At 42.3% G+C, this 1,631-nt stretch carries 2 protein-coding genes; one reads left to right on the top strand and one right to left on the bottom strand.

The window, feature by feature from the left end:
* The coding region (locus ACS8FD_RS13955; protein WP_439276311.1) for an NAD(P)/FAD-dependent oxidoreductase at window positions 1-586 on the bottom strand (586 nt) is incomplete at its 3' end.
* A 477-nt stretch (window positions 587-1,063) separates the two neighbouring features.
* Between ACS8FD_RS13955 and ACS8FD_RS13960 the strand changes: the two genes are divergently transcribed.
* Window positions 1,064-1,631 (top strand): AMP-binding protein (locus ACS8FD_RS13960; RefSeq protein ID WP_439276312.1); only part of this gene is annotated, 568 nt, incomplete at its 3' end.

The raw sequence follows: 1,631 nt of genomic DNA on the forward strand, positions 1-1,631 counted from the left end.
GCATAAGCTGATGCCCAAACTGCTGCGCCAGCTCATAACCAAGACCGCTTGCGCCCATCGTTGGTATAGATAGGCCACCAGTCGCCACGACTAACGAGTCACAGCTGTATTTGTGTTGCGAAGGTTTAACGCTATTGGCGATATCTTTTTTACTCAGTTTTTTAGAGGTCGATAGATTGAATCTTTTATATTCAGTCTCATTGACATCGATCTTATCAATCTGGGTATTAATGCGTATTTGCACACCTACCGCCGCGCATTCATCAAGTAGCATAGTGACGATATCTTGCGCAGAATCATCACAAAACAGCTGACCGTGCTCACGCTCATGGTATGGGATTTTATGCTGTTCAACCATGCCGATAAACTCCCAACTGGGGTAACGGCTGATAAAATGCTCAGGCTCGACGAAGTAATTGGTAAAGTTACAGCGTCCACCGCCCGACATCAGGATCTTTTTGCCGACTTTATTGGCATGATCGAGCACCAATACGCGGCGGCCTCGACGCCCAGCGGTGAGTGCGCAGTATAGCCCTGAGGCCCCTGCGCCAACAATGATGACATCATAATGGGTATTATTATCCATGACGGTTTTGGTCCATAAAGCGCTGCTTTTAAACAAACGTAAAAATAAGGTAGAAGCAATGATACAAATACGCTGATATAAGTATCATTCAAATAGTGTATCTAGAGTGGCTATTGTCCATATTTAACCTAGGGTTACAAGGATTAAATACTTATCAGGTTTTTACCATGCCCTAATAGAAAGTATAAATACATAAGTAAACAGCTGTACATTGGAATTGTTGTAATTAGTCGTTAGTGTCTTGCATCACTTCTTCTTATTTGTCAAACTAGAATCAAGGCGTCACTCATTATGGAAGATGATAGCCTGTTGTCTGCACCCACCATTGTTACTGATGAGCTGCCGATTAGCATTGTCTGATAGTAGTATTATCGCTTCAGTTTCAGTCAGTCTATTAGGTAGTTTTTTCTTTTATTTTCAATATCTCTTATTTTCGATATTTTATGCAGACAATGATAATTAAAAAAGGAATGTCTCATGACTCAAAAATCTTTTCCTATTACGGCTGAGTTTATCGCCGCTGCCAATACCACCGCTGAGCAGTATACCCAAGACTATGAGCGGTCAGTCAAATCACCCGAGGCCACTGATGCTTTTTGGGCTGAGCGTGCTGAGCTAATTGATTGGATGAAAAAGCCAACTATTATTAGCAACGTCAATTATGACTTGGACGACTTTCGTATTAAATGGTACGAGGATGGCGAGCTAAATATTTCGGTAAATTGTCTTGATCGACATCTTAAAACTAACCCCTACAAGCCTGCCATTATTTGGGAAGGGGATCATCCTTCTTTGCATAAAATTATCTCTTTTAAAGAGCTTCATGCTGAAGTTTGTCGTTTAGGTAATGCGATGCGTAAGCTTGGGGTCAAAAAAGGCGATCGTGTGACCCTATATATGCCGATGATACCTGAAGCGATGGTAGGGATGCTAGCATGTACGCGTATCGGTGCGGTGCATTCGGTGGTGTTTGGTGGATTCTCTGCTGAGAGCTTAGGTAACCGTATCGTTGATAGTCAATCCAAAATCGTGATTACGGCTGATG

This window comes from Psychrobacter sp. 1U2 (genome assembly GCF_051847575.1).